This is a genomic window from Ensifer sp. ENS03, from assembly GCF_014852035.1.
Lineage (GTDB): Bacteria > Pseudomonadota > Alphaproteobacteria > Rhizobiales > Rhizobiaceae > Ensifer > Ensifer adhaerens.
The window spans coordinates 863471-884459 of the sequence record NZ_JACVAV010000001.1 but is presented as its reverse complement, the minus strand read 5'-3'; the positions used below and the strand labels follow the sequence as shown (position 1 = coordinate 884459).

20 protein-coding genes are annotated in these 20989 nt (G+C 63.3%); 9 read left to right on the top strand and 11 right to left on the bottom strand.

Features of this window, described 5'->3' with window-relative positions:
• Positions 1-14 precede the first annotated feature (14 nt).
• Together aroC and IB263_RS04255 are read right to left on the bottom strand one after the other, a co-directional pair.
• A complete protein-coding gene (aroC, locus tag IB263_RS04260; RefSeq protein WP_034801213.1) occupies positions 15-1112 on the bottom strand; it encodes a chorismate synthase in 1098 nt (365 codons plus the stop codon).
• A gap of 114 nt (positions 1113-1226) precedes the next feature.
• Positions 1227-4406 (bottom strand): EAL domain-containing protein, encoded by a 3180-nt coding sequence (locus IB263_RS04255; RefSeq protein ID WP_192339102.1) that lies wholly within the window; start codon positions 4404-4406, stop codon positions 1227-1229.
• A gap of 296 nt (positions 4407-4702) precedes the next feature.
• On the opposite strand from IB263_RS04255, the gene IB263_RS04250 reads away from it, so the two are divergent.
• Positions 4703-4963 carry a DUF1344 domain-containing protein gene (locus IB263_RS04250; protein WP_034801209.1) on the top strand — a complete coding sequence of 87 codons (261 nt, stop codon included), beginning with the start codon at positions 4703-4705 and terminating at the stop codon, positions 4961-4963.
• A gap of 156 nt (positions 4964-5119) precedes the next feature.
• Here IB263_RS04250 and IB263_RS04245 read toward each other — a convergent pair whose 3' ends face one another.
• The 4 genes from IB263_RS04245 to IB263_RS04230 all read right to left on the bottom strand — a co-directional run bounded on the left by IB263_RS04245 (position 5120) and on the right by IB263_RS04230 (position 8542).
• Entirely contained in the window at positions 5120-5704 is a 585-nt protein-coding gene (locus IB263_RS04245) for a histidine phosphatase family protein (protein WP_060603860.1), read from the bottom strand.
• Positions 5705-5751: 47 nt separating this feature from the next.
• A complete protein-coding gene (gene fabI / locus IB263_RS04240) occupies positions 5752-6570 on the bottom strand; it encodes an enoyl-ACP reductase FabI (protein WP_034801205.1) in 819 nt (272 codons plus the stop codon).
• Positions 6571-6778: 208 nt separating this feature from the next.
• Entirely contained in the window at positions 6779-7870 is a 1092-nt protein-coding gene (locus IB263_RS04235) for a DnaJ C-terminal domain-containing protein (RefSeq protein WP_192437693.1), read from the bottom strand.
• 219 nt (positions 7871-8089) lie between these two features.
• Positions 8090-8542: an RT0821/Lpp0805 family surface protein gene (locus tag IB263_RS04230; RefSeq protein ID WP_034801195.1), complete on the bottom strand. Its 453-nt coding sequence runs from the start codon at positions 8540-8542 to the stop codon at positions 8090-8092.
• Between the two features lie 71 nt (positions 8543-8613).
• On the opposite strand from IB263_RS04230, the gene pdxH reads away from it, so the two are divergent.
• Both pdxH and IB263_RS04220 read left to right on the top strand, forming a co-directional pair.
• Positions 8614-9303 (top strand): pyridoxamine 5'-phosphate oxidase, encoded by a 690-nt coding sequence (pdxH, locus tag IB263_RS04225; protein ID WP_082566261.1) that lies wholly within the window; start codon positions 8614-8616, stop codon positions 9301-9303.
• A 250-nt stretch (positions 9304-9553) separates the two neighbouring features.
• Positions 9554-9721, top strand: coding sequence for a hypothetical protein (locus tag IB263_RS04220; protein ID WP_192437691.1), 168 nt, complete (start codon positions 9554-9556; stop codon positions 9719-9721).
• On the opposite strand, the gene IB263_RS04215 is transcribed toward IB263_RS04220, so the two are convergent.
• On the bottom strand, positions 9718-10749 hold the full coding sequence (locus tag IB263_RS04215) for a polysaccharide deacetylase family protein (protein ID WP_060516553.1): 1032 nt from the start codon (positions 10747-10749) through the stop codon (positions 9718-9720). The two genes, IB263_RS04220 and IB263_RS04215, sit on opposite strands and share 4 nt — an antisense overlap.
• 245 nt (positions 10750-10994) lie before the next feature.
• Here IB263_RS04215 and IB263_RS04210 point away from each other — a divergent pair, with 245 nt between their 5' ends.
• Positions 10995-12272, top strand: a complete 1278-nt coding sequence (locus tag IB263_RS04210; RefSeq protein ID WP_082566262.1) for a D-alanyl-D-alanine carboxypeptidase family protein — start codon at positions 10995-10997, stop codon at positions 12270-12272.
• A 64-nt stretch (positions 12273-12336) separates the two neighbouring features.
• On the opposite strand, the gene IB263_RS04205 is transcribed toward IB263_RS04210, so the two are convergent.
• The 3 genes from IB263_RS04205 to IB263_RS04195 form a co-directional block, all read right to left on the bottom strand.
• On the bottom strand, positions 12337-12954 hold the full coding sequence (locus tag IB263_RS04205; protein WP_192437689.1) for a hypothetical protein: 618 nt from the start codon (positions 12952-12954) through the stop codon (positions 12337-12339).
• Positions 12955-12960: 6 nt separating this feature from the next.
• The gene (gene tldD / locus IB263_RS04200) at positions 12961-14376 is read right to left on the bottom strand and encodes a metalloprotease TldD (protein WP_034801178.1); all 1416 of its coding nucleotides are present in this window, start codon (positions 14374-14376) and stop codon (positions 12961-12963) included.
• A 136-nt stretch (positions 14377-14512) separates the two neighbouring features.
• The gene (locus IB263_RS04195) at positions 14513-15709 is read right to left on the bottom strand and encodes a winged helix-turn-helix domain-containing protein (RefSeq protein WP_113292859.1); all 1197 of its coding nucleotides are present in this window, start codon (positions 15707-15709) and stop codon (positions 14513-14515) included.
• Between the two features lie 132 nt (positions 15710-15841).
• On the opposite strand from IB263_RS04195, the gene IB263_RS04190 reads away from it, so the two are divergent.
• The 5 genes from IB263_RS04190 to IB263_RS04170 are packed head-to-tail and all read left to right on the top strand — an operon-like array spanning position 15842 to position 20387.
• The gene (locus IB263_RS04190; RefSeq protein ID WP_060603842.1) at positions 15842-16522 is read left to right on the top strand and encodes an energy-coupling factor ABC transporter ATP-binding protein; all 681 of its coding nucleotides are present in this window, start codon (positions 15842-15844) and stop codon (positions 16520-16522) included.
• The gene (locus IB263_RS04185) at positions 16516-17121 is read left to right on the top strand and encodes an energy-coupling factor transporter transmembrane protein EcfT (RefSeq protein WP_083523615.1); all 606 of its coding nucleotides are present in this window, start codon (positions 16516-16518) and stop codon (positions 17119-17121) included. Before IB263_RS04190 ends, IB263_RS04185 begins: the two co-directional genes overlap by 7 nt.
• Positions 17122-17157: 36 nt before the next feature.
• Entirely contained in the window at positions 17158-17721 is a 564-nt protein-coding gene (locus IB263_RS04180; RefSeq protein WP_060584143.1) for a biotin transporter BioY, read from the top strand.
• 4 nt (positions 17722-17725) lie between these two features.
• Positions 17726-19228: an AMP-binding protein gene (locus tag IB263_RS04175; protein WP_192437687.1), complete on the top strand. Its 1503-nt coding sequence runs from the start codon at positions 17726-17728 to the stop codon at positions 19226-19228.
• On the top strand, positions 19206-20387 hold the full coding sequence (locus IB263_RS04170; RefSeq protein WP_192438015.1) for a thiolase family protein: 1182 nt from the start codon (positions 19206-19208) through the stop codon (positions 20385-20387). Before IB263_RS04175 ends, IB263_RS04170 begins: the two co-directional genes overlap by 23 nt.
• Positions 20388-20575: 188 nt before the next feature.
• Here IB263_RS04170 and IB263_RS04165 read toward each other — a convergent pair whose 3' ends face one another.
• Positions 20576-20977: a thioesterase family protein gene (locus IB263_RS04165; protein ID WP_034801160.1), complete on the bottom strand. Its 402-nt coding sequence runs from the start codon at positions 20975-20977 to the stop codon at positions 20576-20578.
• Between the last annotated feature and the right edge of the window lie 12 nt (positions 20978-20989).

The following is a 20989-nucleotide window of genomic DNA, read 5'->3' as shown; positions in this document are numbered from 1 at the left end:
CGGTTGAAGCCGAATTACTTGAGGCGGCCGGTCTGGCCGCGGTCACGCAGGTAGTGATCGGCGATCGTGCAGGCAAGCATCGCCTCGCCGATCGGCACGGCGCGGATGCCGACGCACGGATCGTGGCGACCCTTGGTACGCACATCGACCTCGTTGCCGTCGCTGTCGACCGAGCGTCGCTCGGTGAGGATCGACGAGGTCGGCTTGATGGCGAAACGCGCGATCACCGGCTCGCCGGTGGCGATGCCACCAAGAATACCGCCAGCATGGTTCGACAGGAAGACCGGCTTGCCGTCAGCGCCGATGCGCATTTCGTCGGCGTTTTCCTCGCCGGTGATTTCGGCCGCACCGAAACCGTTGCCGATCTCGACACCCTTGACGGCGTTGATCGACATCAGGTTCGAGGCGATGTCCTGGTCAAGCTTGGCATAGATCGGCGCACCGATGCCGGCGGGCACGCCCTCGGCAACCACTTCGACGACGGCGCCGATCGAGGATCCGGACTTGCGGATGCTATCGAGATATTCTTCCCAGACCGGCACGATCTCCGGATCCGGTGCGAAGAAGGGGTTGTTGTCGACCTCGGTCCAATCCCAGTTGGCGCGGTTGATCTTGTGTTTGCCGATCTGCACGAGCGCGCCGCGCACGACGAGACCCGGCACGACCTTGCGGGCGACACCACCGGCAGCGACGCGCGCCGCGGTCTCGCGCGCCGAGGAACGGCCGCCACCGCGATAATCGCGGATGCCGTATTTCAGATCGTAGGTGTAATCGGCGTGGCCCGGGCGATAGCGCTTGGCGATCTCGGAATAGTCCTTCGAGCGCTGGTCGGTGTTTTCGATCAGCATCGAGATCGGCGTTCCGGTCGAGATCATCGTCTCGCCGTCCTCGTCGAACATGACGCCGGAGAGAACCTTGACCAGATCGTCCTCGCGGCGCTGTGTCACGAAGCGCGACTGGCCGGGTTTGCGCTTGTCGAGCCATACCTGGAGTTCGGCGAGCGTGAAACGGATGCCGGGCGGGCAGCCGTCGATGACGCAGCCGAGCGCCGGCCCGTGGCTTTCGCCCCAGGTGGTAACGCGGAAGAGATGACCGAAAGTGTTATGCGACATGAAGGCAACCGACCCTAAGCAAGCAACGGCCGTACGTTTTGTACGCGGATGCCTTCTCTTAGTGGAAAGCCGGAGATGGGGAAAGGCTTTTGCGACCCGACGCGACCTCCTTCATCACGACGCCAGGCGCAAGCCGCGTTCGGTTGCAAAGGCGAGAAACTTCTCCGCGCTCAACGGCCGGGCAAATGCGTAGCCCTGCAGCACATCACAGCCCAGAATGCCGAGCATTTCGGCATGCGCCATGGTTTCCACGCCCTCGGCCACGGTCTCGATATTGAGCGAGCGGGCAATCTCGATAATCGAGCGCACCAACGCCTGCTCCCTGCGGGCGCTCAAAACCGGAACGACGAGCTGGCGGTCGATCTTCAACCGCTTCGGCTTGATCTTCAAAAGGCTGACGATCGAGGTATGGCCGGTGCCGAAATCGTCGAGTTCGATATCGATCCCGAGCTTCTTGATGCCCTCGATGTTGGCGGCGACGATATCGTCGCTTTCGTCGAGGAAGATCGACTCCACCAGTTCGAAACAGATCTGTCCGGGCGTGATGCTCAAGCCTTCAAGCGAGGACAGCAGGTCGTCGTCCTGCAGCCGCTTGGCCGAAACATTGACCGAGATCTTGGGAACCCGAATGCCGGCCGCTGCCCATCGCATCTGATCGGTGAGAGATTTCTCCAGAACGAGACGGTCGAGCATCGCCGTCACGTTGAGTTCGTCGGCGATGCCGAGAAAACGATCCGGCGTCAATATGCCCTCGCGCGGATGCCTCCAGCGCACCAGTGCCTCGACGCCGCAAAGCGCGAGCGTCGTCGCATCGAACTGCGGTTGATACCAGGGTTCGAATTCGTCGCGCTCGATGCCTTCCAAAATCTCGTCGGCAATGCGCTTGGCGGTCACCACTTCCGCCTGCAGCACCTCGGTGAAGAACTGGTAGCGGTTCCGGCCCGCCTCCTTGGCGCGATAGAGCGCGATATCGGCGTTGACGAGCAGCTTGCGCGCGTCGATGTCGGCGCCATGCCCGACGGCCACGCCGATGCTGACACCAAAGCGGCAGGGAAATCCGTTGTAGTCGACCGGCTGCCGCATCGCGGCAATGATCCGGTCGCAACGGGCAGCAAGCGTCGCCTCGCCCTGTTCACCGGTAACGGCGACAACGAACTCGTCGCCACCGATGCGGGCAATGATGTCGCCCGACGATGTGTTCGCCCGCAGGATCTCCGAGGCATGGATCAGCATGGCGTCGCCGGCTGCGTGACCCAGGGTGTCGTTGATCTGCTTGAACCGGTCGAGATCGATATGAAGGATGGCGATGTCCTCACGGTCGCTGCCGGCGTCCAGGGTCAGTCGCTCCAGCGCCTTGTCGAGCATGCGGCGGTTGCCGAGCCCTGTCAGCGGGTCATGCAGTGCGTTGTGCTCGATGCGAACCCGGGCCTGCTCCAGCTCGGCGTTCTTTGCGTCCGCCATGGCCTTGGCCGCGCGCAACTGTTCCGTCATCAGCACGTCGTCGGTAACATCGAGCGCCATGCCGACGAATTTCCGTGCACCGTCCGGGGCGACGTGCAGCTTGCCGACCGAGCGGATGTGGCGAACCGTTCCGGCCGACAATATCACCCGCACCTGATGCACATAGGTTTCGTCCGCTTCGATGGCGCGATTGACCGCGTTGAGCGCCGGCTGCCGGTCATCGGGGTGCAGCGCTTGAAGCCATGTCTGCTCGTTGGTGGCGCCGTCGGTATAGACCAGCCCGTAGAGCTGATGCATGCGCTCGTCCCAATAGGCGACGTTGTTGTCGAGATCGGCCTCCCACATGCCGCAGCGATAGGAATCAAGAGCGAGGTCGAGACGTCGTGACAGGAGTTCTAGATCCTGTTCACGCTCGTAGAGACCCTTCAGCGCCTGCTCGAGCTCAAGGTTCTGCTGGTCGACCTGTGCCTTGGCCGCACTCAGCCGCTCGTTCTTCAGCACATCGTCGCTGACATCCCAGCTGATACCGGTGACCTTGGCGCGGCCATCGGCGCCGCGGTGGCTGGATCCGACATTGCGGATGTGGCGCACCGTACCGTCGTGCAGAATGACACGATACTGCGATCGGTACTCGAGGCCGTCATCGAGACTACGGAACAGCGCATTAGCGGCAATACCTATGTCGTCGGGATGCACGGTCGCGCGCCACTCGTCGTACGTGGGCTCGTCCAGATGCACCTCCAGTCCATGCAGGTGGAACATCCGGTCGTCCCAGGAACGCTGCTGGCTCTCGACGTCGATTTCCCAGATGCCGATCTTCGACGCGTCGAGCGCGAGGTTCAGGCGGTGAGACAGCGTCATCACCTCCCCTTCCCGCGCCTTCAGCTTGGCGATGTTGCGCTGTCGCTCGTTGACGAGGCCGCCAGCCAGGAGGATCGGGATAACCACCACCGTGACGGCGACGGCGATCGCCAATTGGATGAAGATGCTGTTTTCGGGAAGCTGCTGCCATCCGCCGACGGGCATGGCCGCCAGCTCCCACACGCCGCCTGCTAGCTCCAACCGGCGGTTGACCGGCGCAGCGCGAAAAAGAGCGTCGTCGCCATAGAACGCATCCTGTATGCGGTCCGGCTCGGAAATATCGCGGATCGCCAGGTGAACGTCGACATGGCGGTGGTCCCGCGCCAGTTCCGGCGCCTCGCCGCCCGACTCGAGCAGGCGCGCGGCGCGGTACAGCGCCTTCTCGTCGAGTATGGCCTCGACGTAGCCCCAACGCTCCATGCGTCCCTGGATCTTGGAAAAGACTGGCAGGAACAGCTCGAAACCATTGCGACCGCTTGGCAACCGGATCGGGCCGATCATCACCGGCCTAACCGTCGAGGACGCGCGCTCGATGGCATGTCTTGTCGCGCCGAATCGGTTGAAGTCGCTGCCGACGAACCATTGCTGGCTCTCGCGCGGAAAGGCGATCCGCACGACGCCACCGGGCGCTGCCGAGGCGCGCACCATTTGCGGATTCTGCAGGAGGAGCTTCGTCGCCATGACGGTGAAATCGTCTGTTGTCATGGCCGGGTGCACGCCGATGCTGTTGGCAAAACCGTTCAGCGCGGCAATGCTGGTGTTAACCTCCGATTGCAGGCGGTTGGCAATGAGGTTCAGTTCGTTCTCGACGTCGATCCTGAGGTCGTTCTGGAAGTTTTCACGGTTTTGCCGCTCATAGACATGCCCGCCCGTAAACACGACGAGGCCCGCGATCGCCGCCGGAATGAGCGAGGGTTTCGCAAATCTGGCGGCGGCCCGAATGCGCTGGCGCAGAACGTCAATGATCTTCAATCTCTTCCCCTCGATCCCCAACCAAAGGTAGCGAGCGAGTCTTAAGATTGGCTTTCGTCACAATTCCTTGGCAAACCCTATAATTCATGGGGAAACCACACTGCCGATACCCGGAGTTCGGCCCCTGCCCGCTTGAAAAATACGGTACCGCCGTCCAGTCTCCAGAGTTCGGATAGACCATCAAAAAAGCGGGGGCGTCCGGCCAAAAGCCACGCCGCAAGGCAATTTTTGCCACAATCGGGGATCAAAGGGGAGTGACAAGGATGTTCGCAGAAACGTTGAAGAGGGCAAGAAGAATGCGTTTTGTTATTGCCGCACTCATGGCCACCGCAGGGCTGCTCTCGCCCTTGTCCGCCCTTGCCGAAAGCGCCGACGTTGAAGCTACCATTACGGGTGTTGACACCGAAAGGCTGAGCCTGTCGCTTGACGACGGCAAGAACTATCAGGCGCCCGAGGAATTCAATTTCGAAGGCCTGAAGGCCGGCGTAAAGGTTCTCGTCTTCTACACGGAAGTGGACGGTAAGCGGGTCATCAACGATCTCGAAATCGTTCAATAGAAAGCGCGGCCTTTCCTACAGGCCGCTGCGCGGTTCGCCGGAACCGGATTTTCACATTTCTGAAAAATGACCTTTTATCGGATGCCCCTCGCGCGGGCATCCATGTGAAGCGCTTTGCGCGCCACTGCGCCAATCTACGCCCGACGATTCAAACCATCAGACCCAGCCGATGGCATTGCCGGAGATGCGCAGAAGGCGGTCCTGCGGGATCGCCGCGGTCGCGGCCTCCTCGGCTTCCATTTCCCCGAAAAGCTTGAAGAGCACGCGAATGACGCCGCCGTGGCTGACGCAGACCGTCGGCTTCGTCACGTCCCTGAGCCAGGCGGCTATGCGCCAGGACAGAATTTCGTAACTCTCGGCATCCTCACCGGGCGGAATGAAGTCCCATTTCACCGCGCGCCGCTCGGCGATCCTCTGTGGCGCCGAGCGCTTGAGTTCGGGCAGCGTGTGCCCTTCCCAATCGCCGAAGGAAACTTCCTTGAGCCGCTCGTCGGTGCGGTAGGCGGCCGGATCGAGCCCCATGGCCCGCCGGACACGCTCCATGGTCTCGCGCGTGCGGCCGAGCGGACTGGCGACGAAGTCGAAGTGCCGGGCGTCTGCGCCGAGGATGCCTCCAAGCGCCACGCCGTTGCCGGTCGCCTGCTGGCGACCGAAGTCATTGAGAGGGATATCCTTTTGCCCCTGGAGCCGGCTTTCGGCGTTCCAGTCTGTCTGTCCGTGACGGATCACATAGATCAGCACAACATGTCTCCGGGCAGCAGGCTGCCGAATCCGCCTTGGCGGTTCGGTCAGTCCTTGATCACGGAGATATCGGGCGCGTCCACAGCCTTCATGCCGACGACATGGTAGCCGCTGTCGGCGTGGTGCACTTCACCGGTAACCGAGCGCGACAGGTCCGAAAGCATGTAGAGGCCGACGTCGCCGACTTCCTCGATGGTGACGGTGCGGCGCAGCGGCGCGTTGTACTCGTTCCACTTGAGGATATAGCGGAAGTCGCCGATGCCCGAAGCGGCCAGCGTCTTGATCGGGCCGGCAGAAATCGCGTTGACGCGGATGTTCTTGGGGCCGAGGTCGACGGCGAGGTACTTGACGCTTGCTTCCAGAGCAGCCTTGGCGACACCCATGACGTTGTAGTTCGGCATGACCTTTTCGGCGCCATAATAGGTCAGCGTCAGCATCGATCCGCCGTCCGTCATCAGCTTTTCAGCGCGACGGGCAACCGAAGTGAAGGAGTAGACCGAGATCTGCATCGTCTTGGCGAAGTTGTCGGCCGAGGTATCGACGTAGCGGCCGGTCAGTTCGTCCTTGTCGGAGAAGCCGATCGCATGCACCACGAAATCGATCTTGCCCCACTTCTTCTCAAGCGCGTCGAAGACCGCGTCGATGGTGGCTTCGTCGCTGACGTCGCAATGGCCGGCCATGAAGCCGTCGATTTCCGCGAGCAGCGGCTCGACGCGCTTTTTCAGAGCGTCGCCCTGATAGGTCAACGCAACTTCACCACCCTGCGCGTGGATGGCCTTGGCAATGCCCCATGCGATGGAACGGTTGTTTGCAACGCCCATGATGACGCCGCGCTTGCCCTTCATCAGACCGGATGCCTGAGCCATGGTAAGTCCCCAATACTATTCCAGCATCGGCCGTCGCCGGTGCCAAAGATCAAAAATGTCACAGACGCCCCACGAGAACGGGTGCGGCAAAATGTCGAGAATTGCCTATGGCATAGCCGCAAGGGTGGTTCAAGCACGGCTGAGATCAGGAACTGTTAGTCCCCGTAATATTGGTTCAGTGTGTCAGCGAACTGTCACAAATGGCCTGTCACAGATAGAGGCCGTCGCGCTGCGACTTCATCAGATCGGTGATCTTGTCGTCGGGCGCCTCGGGCAGGACCAGCCGCAATTCGACCAGCAGATCGCCATGCGTACCATAAGCACCGGGCATCCCCCTGCCCGCAAGGCGGATGACCTTGTCGGAGCCGGACCAGGCCGGCACGACCACCGTAACCTGCCCGACCGGGGTTTCGAGCACCTGTTCGCAGCCGAGAACGGCGCCCTGCAGATCGATCGGCAAGGTGGTCATGAGATCGAGGCCGCGGGCGCGGAACGTCCCGCCCTGGTCGACCCTGAGCGTGACGACGACGTCGCCACGGGTCATGCCCGTCACCCGATAGCCCTGCTCCGCCAGACGAATGCTCTGACCGTCGACGGCACCCGGAGGGATCTGCACCTTCAGGCTTTCGCCGTCGGGAAGCTCGACGCTGAGGCGCTGGCGGCTGATCAGGTCGTCAATGCTGACGGCGAGATCGACGGGAAGATCCGGGACCTTCTCGGCCGTCCTTGCCGCGCGACCCCGGATGCGCCGGACGATCGCCGCCACAAGCTCGGCGGCCGGTGCGGCTGCACGCTGCATCAGCGGTGTCTCTGTTTTGAGGGCGCTTTCCTGCTGCGGTTCGGGTGCTGGTTCCGGCTTGCTTTCGGACGCCTGGGCCGGTCGCTCCGGCTCCTTTGCTGCCGCGGCCGGCTTGGGCGATGATTTCGGCGTCGGCTTCGGCGATGGCCGGGCCGACTTGGTGCGGGTCTCCGCGCCGAAAATCTGTGAAATGGCGTCCTCGGCGGTCTCGGCGTCGACCGGCGCCTCTTCCTGAGGCCGCATCTTTGCCTTCATCGCCTCCATGCGACGAAGCTCGGCTTCGCGGCGCGCATAGTCGTAGCGGCTTCTGAGCTTCGGGTCGCGCAGCAGCTCATAGGCCTTGCCGGCCTCGGCAAAACGCTCCGCGGCGTTGGGATCGTCCTGGTTATGGTCCGGATGCACGGCCTTTGCCAGCGAACGCCAGGCGGCCTTGATTTCATCCTGCCCGGCATTGCGCCGTACCCCGAGGATCACATAGGGATCACGCATGGTTTCTACCATCTTCTCTGATCGGCGGCCTCTCCCTGATGCCCGCCTTTGCCCCGATTGCAGGCGCCATTGTCGCCCGTCCACTGAACGCCGATGATCCGGAGAAGTTGCTAAATAGTGGTTAGCCACGCGGCCTCATGTGGCCGTTGAGACGTCAACGCCGGCCGTCATGCGCGCATTTGCCAAAACGTGGTTAATCACCGATTTCAACGGCTTGCGTCGAACGCTCGCTCAGGCGCGCGGGCCGAAGCTCGTCAGATACCAGGCGCCGTCGCCGCCCTGGCAAGTGCTGCCGTCGAACTTGGCGATGCCTTCGTAGGAATGACGCGTCGTGGTGAATCGGCGGCAGAGCATGCCGCTGGCGCGGTCTTCCTGGATGCTGCTGATGACACCGGCACTGCCGGAGGTCGCATTGGCCCAGGGAATAGGATTGATGGCGCCGCTGTTGAGCTCGGCCGATGTCACGGCGTTGCGAACCATCACCGCATCGGAAAGGCCATCGGAGGTCTTGGCAACGGGAACTGTGCCCGTCGAAACCGTGCGGTCGACTCCGCTGCCGAAAAGGTCGAGGCCAGCCCCCATGCAGCCGGACAGCGCCAGGACCGGCAGGCAAATTGCCGCGCTACGCAGCAAGGCGAAGGAATACCCCTTCTTGGCGTCGATCCACTTTGCTATGTCTTGCACGGCAATCCTGTCAGACTCGCTGGAGCCGCACGTTTCTCGACAAGGTCAACATACAGGCTCCGACATTTTCGATGCGGAAACACCGGTCGGGCTCATCCCGAAGTATTTCCGCGCCAGACATCACGGCATTGGAACGCAATATGGCGGCGAATGAGTTAACAAGCGGTGACTTCACCGAATCAAATGAACCCTTTTCCCTGTTTGGCACATGGCTGAAGGACGCGGAAGGTAGCGAGATCAACGACCCGAATGCGGTGGCGCTCGCAACCGTCGATGCCGACGGACTGCCGAATGTCCGCATGGTGCTGCTTAAGGGTTTCGACGAGCGCGGCTTCGTTTTCTACACGAATTTCGAAAGCCAGAAGGGTGAGGAGATCCTCGGCGCCCGCAAGGCGGCGATGTGCTTCCACTGGAAATCGCTGCGTCGGCAGGTGCGCGTGCGCGGCCCGGTCGAGATCGTCACCGACGAGGAGGCCGACGAGTATTTCAAGAGCCGGCCGCGCGGCAGCCGCATCGGCGCCTGGGCCTCGAAGCAGTCGCGGCCACTCGAAGGCCGCTTCGCGCTGGAAAAGGCCGTTGCCGAATACACGGCCCGCCACGCGCTCGGCGAAATCCCGCGCCCAAGCTATTGGTCAGGCTTCCGCATCTGCCCGACGTCGATCGAATTCTGGCACGACCGCCCCTTCCGGCTTCATGACCGGATGGAGTTTCGCCGCGAGGCACCCGAAGGCGGCTGGGAAAAGGTGCGTATGTACCCATAAGCCGCGCGTCCGTCGCAAGAGAGGCGCCAGATGCAATCACGACGCTCGGCTATGCAGGTGGCCGAGCGGATTTTGTCTTTTGCCCGGCCCGAGCCGGGCATTTCCGTTGAATGCCTATTGATGACGATCGATGTTCGTGACGCGACGCTCGACGATATAGCCGGTTGTCACCGCTGCCTCGATGACGTCGCCCAGGAAGGCCGCTGGCTTTCACGGCTAAGCGCACCAGCCTTCGACGGATGCCGCATACATGACAGTCCTGCATCGCGCCCGGGCGTTTTACGCGCAGTTTGACTTCCAGATCGAAGGCCGCGTGTTCGCGACTGGAAACACGACGGTGTTTACCAAGACAGCATTCTCATGGCTTTTGCCTTCAATTGACGTCGAAGCACTCGGCTGCCCAAGTCGCCTTTTCTAGCCGGCCGCCAGGCGGAACGGTATGCCGGAGGCCAGAGCCGAAACGTAGCGGGCGCGCTGGAAATGGCCGTTCAGAGAAATGCGCGGTAGCGCATAAAGGCTGGCTTTCGCGCGAGCGATGAGCGTGCCGGGTTGGGTGGTGACGGCCAGGGTGAAACCCAAATCGGCGACGATGCGATGGTCGCGTGCGGATACCGCCGGCGCGTCGCCATAGGGATAGGCGAAAGTCTGGGGCGGCCGACCGGTGATCGCCTCGACGCGCCGCAGCGATCCCTCGATCTCCCGCCGCGCCTCAGCATCCGTCAGGCGCGCGACCGCGCGGTGGCTGATCGTGTGGGCGCCGAGGCTCGCGATAGGGCTTTCGATCAGGCGCCGCAAACCGGCCTCGTCCAGTGTGAGGCGTTCGGTTATCGCCTGCGGATCGATGCCGCCATCGAGGGCTGCAGCGTTCAAGGAAGCGATCGCCTTTGCCTCATCATGGCCGTGAATGAACGCCGCAATGCGATTGAAGACGGCCTGCCTTTCGGCCGTGGTCGACGCCTGCAATGTTTCTACGCCACGGCCGAAGTCAAAGCGCAGCTTCTCGCTCGTTGCGAGCATATCGGCAAGCGTCTCCCACCAAAGCGTATGTGTGCGATCGACGAACCCGCCGGTAACGAACACCGTGAATGGCGCCTGGTGGCGCTGGAAGACCGGCAACGCGTGCTCGAGATTGTTCCGGTAGCCGTCATCAAGGGTAAAACAGGCGACCGGCCCACCTTTGGCGGCCAGCGCCTCCGGCAAGTGTTCGAGCGGGGTGAAGCGATAGCCGTCGCGCTTCAGCGTCCTCAACGCGACATCGAGGAATTCCGGCGTGATTTCCAGGTGCGCATTGGGATCGAAGGCACGGGCAGATTTCGGCCGGACATGATGCAGGGTAAAGATCGCCCCCTGCCCGCGCGCGCTGGCAATCAGCCCGGCGCGGCTCAGCCCCCCCGCGACTTCCAGCCCACCGGCAATTGCGGCGCGGCGAACAATCGTCCTGATCATGCCCTTGATGGTCGCCCCCAAATCTGGCCCGCGAGACTCTGGCGCGGACTAACAGCCTGGAAAGTTAACGGCGAGGGCGTTAAACCTTGTTGAACGGGGAGAGCGTTCATCGGCCATTTACCACAACCTCGAAAACAAGGTCGGCTCGCCACATTCCGCCCTAAAGTTGCAGCAAAGACACGGATCTTGTCACAAAACGAAACAGCTTTGCGCCTTGCCGAGGGCGCTACTCGACGGGGATCGATATGAAAACTTTGCGCTGCCTCCTGCTGGCGACCTTCGCACTGGCGCTCGGGACGGCGACAGCCGTCGCCGGAAGCGCCTCGCTGGTGCTCGATGCACGCACCGGCAAGGTCCTCTCGTCTGAAAACGCCGATGTCCTCAATCATCCTGCCTCCCTGACCAAGATGATGACGGTCTACATGGCCTTCGAGGCGCTGAAGAGTGGCAAGCTTTCCTGGGACAGCAAGATCAAGGTTTCGAAGGCGGCGGCCGCCAAGCCGCCGATGCGGCTCGGCCTCAAATCCGGCATGACGATCACCGTGCGCGAGGCGGTCCTCGGCATGATCGTGCGCTCGGGCAACGATGCCGCGGCAGCGATGGCCGAGAAGCTCGGCGGCTCCGAGGCGAATTTCGCCCGCATGATGACCGCCAAGGCGCGTCAGCTCGGCATGAGCAAGACCATCTTCATCAATGCCTCCGGCCTGCCTGCCAGCAAGCAGGTGACGACGGCGCGTGAAATGTCGACGCTCGCCGTGGCGCTGATGCGCGACTTCCCCAGGGAGTACCGGCTGTTTGCGACCGAAAGCTTCAATTTCCGCGGCCGCAAGGTGCGGGGGCACAACAACCTGATGTACCGCTACGATGGCATGGACGGCATCAAGACCGGCTACACCAATGCCTCCGGCTTCAACCTCGTCAGCGCCGTCAAGGACGGCAATCGCCGGGTGGTCGGCGTCGTTCTCGGCGGCAAGACGGCGCGCAGCCGCGACGCCAAGATGGCGGCCCTTCTCGATCGCCATGTCGGCAAGGCAGCCAAGGGCGGACGGCAGCTGGTGGCATCCAAGCGCGGCGGCAAGACGATTGAAGCCCCCGTCGAAGTAGCCGCGGTCGCGACATCCGAGGTTCCGATGCCCTACACCGCACCGCAGCGGGCCAAGCGGGATTCGGTTGCTGCCGTGATTACAGCGACATCGACGTCCGCCATCCCCGCGGAACGGCCGACGGAGCTTGCCGAGATCGAAACGACGGCTGCAGTGCCGGCAGCGTCAGGCGGCTGGCAGATCCAGATTTCGGCGGCGCCATCCGCAGAAGCTGCGCGCATGCTGCTGGCGCAGGCGCGCTCGGAAGCCGGTGCGCCGCTCGCGGGCGCCACGCCCTACACGGAAGCCGTCGGTAAGGGTGCCAAAGCGATCTACCGCGCCCGCTTCGTCGGCTTTTCGAGCCGCGACGCGGCAGCAGCAGCCTGCGATGCCCTCAAAGAGCGCTCCTATGACTGCATGATGCTGCCGTCGCGCGGCTGATTGGCCGCCGGTCTCAGAGCCTTCGTCACTCTTGCACGACGGCTCTACGGAAGCGGTTGGCGAGTCACCAGTCGCACTGCTCCTGGCTATAGCCAAGCAGCAGCCCCTCCTCGCGCTCGTCTTCTGCCGTCCATGGGCGCCAATGGCAAAAGAGCTGGTGGCAGCGTTGCCTGAAGCGCGCGAAACGCCACTCTTCTCCCGGCAACGCATAGGTGAGGTAGAGAACCCTTTGCTCCTTCTCGCCACCGGTCGTTGTCGGGCACATCCGCGAGAACTCGAACACGTCCGCAAGCAAAGTTCCGTCGGCAACGTGCGGCGCGAACAACTCTTTGGTTTCGGCAAGCCAGGGCGACGCGGCATCGTCGCTGAAGAAGGCGAAGGGCTTGCGCCCTTCCAGCATCAGCGGAAGCTCATAGCCGGAGTGCACCAGATCGGGCACGGTATCGAGCGCATGCGGCCGCCGAAGCTCAGCTTCCTCGCCTGTTTCTGGCAAGGCAAGCCCGACGGCCGACGCCAGCAGCGTCAGGTCGTCTTGATCCAGACGGTAGCAGGCATGATCCAGGAAGACGCCGTTTTGCAGGTCCAACGCCCGCGCGATCTCGGCGGCATCGCGATCGAACCTCAGTTCGTGCGTCGGTGTGGCGGTCTTCGGCGACAGAAAGGACAGCTTGAAGACCGCCATCGGACCTTACGCCTGCGTGCCGCCGACGGTGATCTGATCCATGCGCAGATGCGGCTGGCCGACGCCGACCGGTACCCATTGGCCGGCCTTGCCGCAATTGCCGATGCCGGTGTCGAGCTTGGTGTCGTTGCCGACCATGGTGACACGCTTCATCGCGTCCGGACCGTTGCCGATCAACATGGCGCCCTTCACCGGCGCGCCGATCTTGCCGTTCTCGATCAGGTAGGCCTCGGTGCAGCCGAAGACGAACTTGCCGGAGGTGATGTCCACCTGGCCGCCGCCGAAGGAGACGGCATAGATGCCCTTCTTGACCGAGGCGATGATTTCCTCCGGCGTTTTGTCGCCGGAGAGCATGTAGGTATTGGTCATGCGCGGCATCGGCACATGGGCATAGCCCTGGCGACGGCCGTTGCCGGTCGGCTGCATGCCCATCAGCCGGGCGTTCTGCCGGTCCTGCATGTAGCCGACGAGCTTGCCGTCCTCGATCAGCACGTTGTAGCCCGACGGCGTGCCTTCGTCGTCAATCGAGATCGAGCCGCGGCGCGCCTCGATGGTGCCGTCGTCGACGACGGTGACGCCCTTGGCGGCCACCTGCTGGCCCAGCAGGCCGGCAAAAGCCGAGGTCTTCTTGCGGTTGAAGTCCCCTTCCAGGCCATGGCCGACGGCTTCGTGCAGCATGACGCCCGGCCAGCCGGAGGCAAGCACCACGTCCATGGTGCCGGCGGGCGCATCGATCGCTTCGAGATTGACGAGTGCCTGGCGCAGCGCCTCGTCGGCGCCCTGCTTCCAGTTTTCCGCGGTGACGAAATCGCCGAAGCCGCGACGCCCACCGGTGCCGAAGGAGCCGCTTTCCTGGCGATCTCCTTCGCCGGTGACGACGGAGATGTTGATGCGGGTCATCGGCCGGACGTCATGGACGCGGTGACCATCGGCGCGAAGGATATCGACGACCTGCCAGCTAGCGGCGATGGTCGCCGTCACCTGACGGACCTTCGGATCCTTGGCGCGCAGATAGGCGTCGATTTCCTGGAGCAGCGCGACCTTCGCCTCGAAGCTCGGCTCGCCGATCGGGTTTTCGTCGCCGTAGAGTTTCTTGTTGGTACGCTGCGGGGCTGCGGCATAGGAGCCGGCATAGCCGCGGGTCACCTGCGCCACCGCATCGGAAGCACGGCGGAGCGCCGAAAGCGAAAGTTCGCCGGAATGGGCGTAGCCGACCGCTTCGCCGGCAACGGCGCGCAAACCAAAACCCTGGTCGGTATTGAAGCTGCCGCCCTTGAGCCGGCCGTTATCGAAGGAGAGCACCTCGGCCTGCGCATGTTCGAGGAACAGTTCGCCGTCGTCGGCACCGGCGAGCGTTTCCGAGAGAACCTTGCGGACCGTTGCCTCGTCGGCATCGAAGAGGCTCATCAGATCGGTGTTCATAGTGGCACGCTCCCGCGTCAGCAATTTCTATCGCCTCCATTTAGGAACGCAGCGGGTTCAAGCCAAGGAAAATATCACGGGCCGCATGTTTCCTCGATCCGCACCGATCGACGCAAGCATGCAGCGGCTCAAGTCGCTACAGCGACGTATTCCAACCGTCGAGCCGTTCCACCCGCTCGACGCCGGCGAAGCGGGCAACCCGATCGAGCTCGGCATCGATGCGTTCCAGGCGCCCTGCCGAGGCGCGGACGCCCTTTTCGAGCCAGAGCTTGCGGACATCGAGGCTGCCGCGCTTGCGGTCCGCCTTCATGTCGATGCGGCCGATCAACCGGTCACCCTCGATCAGCGGGAAGACGTAATAGCCATATTCGCGCTTGGCCTCGGGCACGAAGATCTCGATGCGATAATAGAACCCGAACAGGCGCTCGGTACGATTGCGGTCGCGCAGCAGCGGATCGAAGGGGCTCAGCACCCGCACCCGGCCCGGCGGCTCAGGGATATCGCCAAGTGCGTCCGGGAATCCAGCGAAGGCGTAGGCGACACGCGGGCGTCCGCCATCGATCGCTTCGATCTGCACTTCCACGAGTTCGTCGCGATGCTCCGCCACCCAGGTCTTGGCGTCCTCGGGCGACACCAGATCCCAGAAGGCGGCAATCTCGCCATGGGTGGCAAAGCCGAGACGCTCCAGCGCACTGCGGCAAGCCCAGTCGATGAACTCCGGATGGCTGACGTCATCCTCGTTGTGGTGCGGCGGGATCACTCTTTCCGTGAGATCGTAGACCTTCTGGAAATTCTCGCGCCGCGCGATCGCCAGCTTGCCCGTGCGCCACAGCACTTCCAGCGCCGTCTTCGACGGATGCCAGTTCCACCAGCCGCCAGACTGGTGTTCGGCTTCCTTCAAGTCTCGGGCGAGCACCGGGCCGCCTTCGGCAATACGCTGATAGGTGTCGTCGCAGCCTTTTTCAAAGCCTTCGCCGCGCCACGCCTTCCACCGCTCGACGATCGTCTCACCTTCCCATTTGAAGCGGTGCTTCCAATAGCGGAAGAAGCTGCTTGGAATGATCGAGGCATCGTGGGTCCAATGCTCGAAGAGGTCGCGATCGTCCTCCAGCAGCGCCGTCAGATGCTCTCGACGATAGGTCTGGTTGCGGGAAAACAGGATCTGGTGATGGGCGCGCTCCACCGTGGCGATGCTGTCTACCTGCACGAAGCCGATGTCGTGGATGAGCTTCAAGAGGCCTTCCTTGCCGAGCGCGCGGTTGGGCGCGCCTGAAAGGCCCTGCTTGGCGAGGAAGATGCGACGGGCGTCGCTGTTGGAAAGGCGAATCGTCATGACGATAACAATAGGCTTTTATTCCCATAATTCAAATGCCGCATCGGTCCGCGGACTGCATTGCCCTTGTTGTCGCACTTGGCCTATAGAGCAACCCGAAAACGGCGCGGGCCGGAGACAGCGAGGAACGGAATGGACATCCGCTTTACCGATTGCGCGGTCCGCTTCGGCGAGCGGGTGGCTTTGCACCCCTTGACGCTCACGCTCAACGAAAAACGCATCGGCATCATCGGCCTCAACGGTTCCGGCAAGACAACCTTCGCCCGGCTGATCAACGGTCTGGTGAAGCCTTCCTCCGGCGGCGTTACGGTCAACGGGCTCGATACGATCAAAGACGACCGCGCCGTGCTTTCCGAGGCCGGCTTCATCTTCCAGAACCCGCACAACCAGCTGATCATGCCGATCGTCGCCGAGGACATCGCCTTCGGGCTGAAAAACCGCGGGCTTTCGCGCGAAGAAGTCGACCGCCGCATGCAGGCAGCACTTTCGCGCTTCGGCATCGAACACCTGGCAAGGCGACGCGTGCATGAGCTTTCGGGCGGAGAAACGCAGCTCGTCGCCATGGCGAGCGTCGTCGTTACCGATCCGAAGATCCTGATCCTCGACGAGCCGACGAACCAGCTTGACCTCAAGAACCGCCGCCGTGTCGCCGCGGCGATCGACGACCTGCCGGAGGATACCGTGGTGATCACCCATGATCTCGGGCTCGTCGAGAATGTCGAACGGCTATTGCTCTTCCACGAGGGCCGCCTTGCCTTCGACGGCAACCCGCAAGACGCGATCCGCCGCTATCACGAGATCGCCGGATGCTGACGAGCTTGCACATCGAGGGCAACAGCTTGCTCCACCGGCTGCCGGTCAGGGTCAAGCTGATGGCACTCGTGGCGTCGAGCATCGGCCTTTTTTTGAGCGCTTCGCTCGCGGTTCAGGCGATCGCCTTCATCGTGGCCGCCGCTCTTTATCTCTGCGCCGGCCTCACGCCCAAGGAGGCGCTGAAGCGCGTCGGCTTCGTCTTCCTGACGATCTTCTTTCTGGCGGCCGTCAATCTCTTTTACCTGTCCATTGCCGAGGTCGCCACGTTAACCTTGCGGCTGATGGCGCTGGTTCTGTTTGCAGCCGCCGTCACGGCGACGACGACGATCAGCGCCTTCATGGACGAGATCACCATCCTCTTGAGCCCGCTGGAACGGCTGGGCTGGCTGAAGGCGGCCGATGTCAGCCTGGCGCTCGGGCTCGTACTGCGCTTCGTCCCGGATATCTTTGCGCGCTATCAGGCAATCCGCGAAGCCCATCGCGCCCGCGGACTGCCCGTCCGGCCGTTGACGATCATAGGGCCGCTGATCATCCTGACGCTGAAAGATGCCGACACGATTGCTGCCGCGATTGACGCGCGCGGATTTCGCCGTCAATAAATTCGCGAATTCTAAAAAACAGGGAAGCGGAACTACATGAATACCAGAGATCTCGTGCTCATCGCCCTCTTCGCCGCGATCGTCGTCGTGCTCGGCTTCATTCCGCCGATCACGCTCGGCTTCATTCCTGTCCCGATCACTGCGCAATCCATGGGCGTCATGCTCGCCGGCTGCATTCTCGGCGCGAGGCGCGGCGCGCTCGCCTTCCTGCTGTTCCTGCTGCTGGTCGCCATCGGCCTGCCGGTGCTTTCGGGCGGCCGCGGCGGCCTTGCGGTCTTTGCCGGCCCGTCGGGCGGCTTCATCATCGGCTGGGTCGTTGCCACCTTCGTCACCGGCCTGATCGCCGAGCGCACCGTGCGCGAAGGCCAGGCCGAAACGCGCCAGTTCATCGGCTTTTTCCTCGCCTCCGTCCTCGGCGGTATCGTCGTGCTCTATGCGATCGGCATGCCCTGGGTTTCCGCCGTCACCGGCACCCCGCTCATGACCGTTGCTGCCGGCTCGCTCGCCTTCATTCCGGGCGACCTGCTGAAGGCTGCGATCGCGACGCTTGCCGCACGCGCGGTCTACGCCGGCTATCCGCTGTTACCGGCCCGCGCCTGAGCCGATGCCGTTTGCCGCCGCGATCCATCGCCACGCGCAAGACCATCCGCATGCCCCGGCCTTCCAAATCGAGGGCCGGGTTTTCACTTTTGGTGACCTCGCACGCATCGCCGGCGCACTTGCCGAACGTTTCGGAGACTTGGTTGGGATTGCCGAACGCCGCAGCGTGCTCGGCGACCGCTCTCGCCTGATCGCACTGGAGACGGGCAATCATCCGCTCTTCGCCGCTGCCTTCCTTGCCGCCACCAGCGGCGGCAACTGCGTCGCGCTGATCGATCCGCATCTGCCGGAGGCGACGCGCCAGACGATGCACGATCGCTTGTCGCCCGATCTCATTGTCAGGGCCGATGGCGCCAACCTCTCGCTCCATGCGCCCGCAAGCGTCAAAACGCGAACCTTTCGCGAGACCGACGGCAACGAGCGAAAGCCGCTCGCAATCGGCGACGACACGGAACCATTCCTGATCGTCTTCACCTCGGGCACAACAGGAACGCCGAAAGCGATCATCCGCGATCGCGGTTCGTGGCGTAGGAGCTTGGCCACGGGCGAAGCCTTCTTCGGCATCGACCGCGCCACCCGCACCTTTGCGCCCGGTCCGCTCGCGCACGGGCTGACACTTTATGCGCTTGCCGAAACCCTTGTCGCCGGCGCCGAATTCATCGGGGCCGCACATTTCGAGGCTTCCCGGGCAATGTCCATCGTCGAGGCGAAAGAGGTCAAGCGACTGGCGCTGGTGCCGACGATGCTGCGGCGGCTCTGCGCTGCAGCCGCCGGCCGGCCGCAAACATCCGTCGCCCAGATCACCGTCGCCGGCGCCAAGCTGACCGAAAACGATCGCGACAGCGCGGCACTCGCGTTTCCTCAAGCCGATATCATCGAATATTACGGCGCCTCGGAACTGGGCTTCATCAGTGTTGCTACCAACGGCGACACCGCTTCGGCCACCGCCGTCGGCCGTGCCTTCCCGGGTGTTACGCTCAGCATTCGCGACGACAGGGGGGGCGAAATGCCAACCCGTGAGACGGGCACGATCTTCGTCGACAGCGCCCTCATATCCGATGGGTATGTCGGCACCACCGATGGTGCCGGCTTCCGTCGTCTCGGGTCGCTGGCGACGGTCGGCGATCTCGGCTTCCTCGATGAGTGCGGCACCCTGCACCTCCTCGGCCGGTCCGGCGGCATGGTGCTTTCGGGCGGCAACAACATCTACCCGCAGGAAGTGGAAGCCGCGCTGACTGCAGATCCCGGCGTGCACGCCGCTCTCGTCCTCGGGCTCGACCACCCGGATCTCGGCAGCGAACTCGTCGCCGTCATCGAGCCGGAAGGCGGTATGTTTGATCGAGAAGCGCTTGAGCGTCATCTCGCCGCCCACCTGCCGCGCTATAAGCATCCGCGCCGCATCTGGCTCTGCCTGAATATGCCGATGACGCAGTCGGGCAAGGTGGCGGGGGGCACGCTCAGACAATGGATCGCGGATGGAAACGATGCTCTCGAACTCATCGACTGACCCGGCACGCATACCTGTCATTATCGCTGCTCTGCGCACACCGATCGGCCGCGTCAACGGCACGCTTCGCGATATCGAACCGTCGCAGCTGGCGGCACCGCTGATCGCCCGTATTCTCCGCGATACCGGTGTAGAGGCGAGCGAGATCGACGACGTTCTTCTCGGAAACGCCGCCAACAGCGCCGGCAATCTCGCCCGGCTCGCCGCCCTCGAAGCCGGCCTGCCGGTCTCGACGCCGGGTGTCACCGTCGACCGCCAATGCGGTTCCGGGCTGGAGGCGATCACCCTTGCCGCACGGATGATCCAGGCGGGCGCCGGCCGTTTCTATCTGGCCGGCGGCACCGAGAGCGCCAGCCGTGCGCATATCCGCCTGAGACCGCCGCTGGAGCGCGGCGGCGAACTCGCGCCGGTCAAGCGCGCCCGCATGGCACCAGACGAGATCGGTGATCCGGATATGGGCGTCGCCGCCGAAAACGTCGCGACCGCCTGCAAGATCTCCCGTGAGCGCCAGGACGCCTTTGCGCTTCAAAGCCACCGTCGCGCGGTCGAGGCTGCCGTTGCCGGCCGCTTCGCCCGCGAAATCGTGCCGGTCGAAACGGCGGCAGGCTCTGTGTCGCGCGATGAGTGCCCTCGTGCCAATGCTTCGCTGGAGACGCTGCAACGGCTGAAGCCGGTCTTCGTCGAGGGCGGGACGGTAACGGCCGGCAATGCCTGCCCGATCAACGACGGCGCGGCGGTGGTGCTGGTGACGAGCTTTGCCGAGGCCCAACGACTTGGCGTTTCCTTCGCACTCGAATTCGTCGATGCGGCGACCGCGGGCGTCGATCCCAATCTGCTCGGGCTTGGCCCGGTCCCGGCAATGCAGAAGCTGAAGGCACGGCAATCCGCGCTCGATCCGGCAAAGGTCGATTTCATCGAATTCAACGAGGCCTTCGCCTCGCAGGTGCTCGGCAGCCTCGACCAACTCGATATCGCCGCGGAAAGGGTCAATCTCGACGGCGGCGCCATCGCACTCGGCCATCCCTATGGCGCCTCGGGGGCGATCCTCACCGTCCGGCTTTTCTCGCAGATGCTGGCATCGCCGAAAGGCACGGAAGGACTGGCGATGATGGGCGTCGGCGGCGGCATGGGCATCGTCACCCTGTTTCGCGCGGTTTAGGCGGCGCAATTCCGAACGGAAAACCGCTTCGCATAGTACGCGACAATGGTCTGGTAACGAGATAGATACCCCCTCTGCCCTGCCGGGCAGAGGGGGTGGCGCCTTTTGCCTGGACGGGCCAAAAACACCATGAAAGCTGGAGCGTCGTCTATTGTGACGGCTTCGCGCTTTTCCTGGAATTGCTTTGGCTAGACCGAGTAGGCCGCCAGCCATTCGCGCGTCGCCGTCGGCAGCGGCAGCGGCGTGTGTCGCTGCGGATCGACCGCGACCCAGACGACCTCGACTTCGGCAGCGAGTTGGCCGCGTGCTTCGACCTTGACGACAAAACTGATCGAGCTGCCGCCGACCTTCGCCACGTTGACGGTAAGACGGGCCGGCTCGTCGTAGCGCAGACCACGGTGATAGACGCAGGCCGAGCGGCGCACGAGATAGCTCGGCTCGTTCACCACATGCGGACGGTGACGCCAGAGGCTGGAAAGCGCGGCCTCGGCGTGGGCATAATAGGCGGCATTGTGCATGTGGCCGTGCATGTCTATATCGCGAAACGGAATCCGGATTTCCGTGACGTTCTCCAGCTCCCTGCCGTCCATGCGAGGCTCCCT

Coding starts and splice junctions, on each gene's coding strand:
- IB263_RS04175 (WP_192437687.1), top strand. CDS start 17,726: ATGCCGTTTGCCGCCGCGATCCATCGCCACGCGCAAGACCATCCGCAT.
- IB263_RS04235 (WP_192437693.1), bottom strand. CDS start 7,870: ATGGTAGAAACCATGCGTGATCCCTATGTGATCCTCGGGGTACGGCGC.
- IB263_RS04220 (WP_192437691.1), top strand. CDS start 9,554: ATGACAGTCCTGCATCGCGCCCGGGCGTTTTACGCGCAGTTTGACTTC.
- pdxH (WP_082566261.1), top strand. CDS start 8,614: ATGCGGAAACACCGGTCGGGCTCATCCCGAAGTATTTCCGCGCCAGAC.
- IB263_RS04185 (WP_083523615.1), top strand. CDS start 16,516: ATGCTGACGAGCTTGCACATCGAGGGCAACAGCTTGCTCCACCGGCTG.
- aroC (WP_034801213.1), bottom strand. CDS start 1,112: ATGTCGCATAACACTTTCGGTCATCTCTTCCGCGTTACCACCTGGGGC.
- IB263_RS04195 (WP_113292859.1), bottom strand. CDS start 15,709: ATGACGATTCGCCTTTCCAACAGCGACGCCCGTCGCATCTTCCTCGCC.
- IB263_RS04190 (WP_060603842.1), top strand. CDS start 15,842: ATGGACATCCGCTTTACCGATTGCGCGGTCCGCTTCGGCGAGCGGGTG.
- fabI (WP_034801205.1), bottom strand. CDS start 6,570: ATGGCTCAGGCATCCGGTCTGATGAAGGGCAAGCGCGGCGTCATCATG.
- IB263_RS04215 (WP_060516553.1), bottom strand. CDS start 10,749: ATGATCAGGACGATTGTTCGCCGCGCCGCAATTGCCGGTGGGCTGGAA.
- IB263_RS04205 (WP_192437689.1), bottom strand. CDS start 12,954: ATGGCGGTCTTCAAGCTGTCCTTTCTGTCGCCGAAGACCGCCACACCG.
- tldD (WP_034801178.1), bottom strand. CDS start 14,376: ATGAACACCGATCTGATGAGCCTCTTCGATGCCGACGAGGCAACGGTC.
- IB263_RS04250 (WP_034801209.1), top strand. CDS start 4,703: ATGCGTTTTGTTATTGCCGCACTCATGGCCACCGCAGGGCTGCTCTCG.
- IB263_RS04165 (WP_034801160.1), bottom strand. CDS start 20,977: ATGGACGGCAGGGAGCTGGAGAACGTCACGGAAATCCGGATTCCGTTT.
- IB263_RS04180 (WP_060584143.1), top strand. CDS start 17,158: ATGAATACCAGAGATCTCGTGCTCATCGCCCTCTTCGCCGCGATCGTC.
- IB263_RS04170 (WP_192438015.1), top strand. CDS start 19,206: ATGCTCTCGAACTCATCGACTGACCCGGCACGCATACCTGTCATTATC.
- IB263_RS04210 (WP_082566262.1), top strand. CDS start 10,995: ATGAAAACTTTGCGCTGCCTCCTGCTGGCGACCTTCGCACTGGCGCTC.